At 65.5% G+C, this 255-nt stretch carries 1 pseudogene; it reads right to left on the bottom strand.

Annotated elements, in window-relative coordinates:
• Positions 1–255 (bottom strand): annotated as a pseudogene (locus IB265_RS36390) (hydrolase); the annotation flags it as partial.

The following is a 255-nucleotide window of genomic DNA, read 5'->3' as shown; positions in this document are numbered from 1 at the left end:
TCGTCTTGCCGTGGCTGACGCGTTCGTCGCCCTTGTGAACCATGGTGACGGCGTAGTCGATGCCCATGCCGTAGGCGCCGGAATGCTCCTTCACCAGCGAAGTGACGGCATTGTAGGTTTCCTTGCGGGCCCAGTCGCGCTGCCATTCGAGCAGGACCTGCTGCCAGGTCACCGGGATGACGCCGGCCTGGACCATGCGGTCCATGGCGTATTTGTGCGCATCGGCCGAGGTGCCGCCGGAGGCGTCGGCGACCA

Origin of the sequence: Ensifer sp. ENS10, from assembly GCF_014852025.1 — a bacterium.
GTDB lineage: Bacteria > Pseudomonadota > Alphaproteobacteria > Rhizobiales > Rhizobiaceae > Ensifer.
Note: the sequence above shows the minus strand (reverse complement) of the source record. Positions and strands in the feature narration are given on the sequence as shown.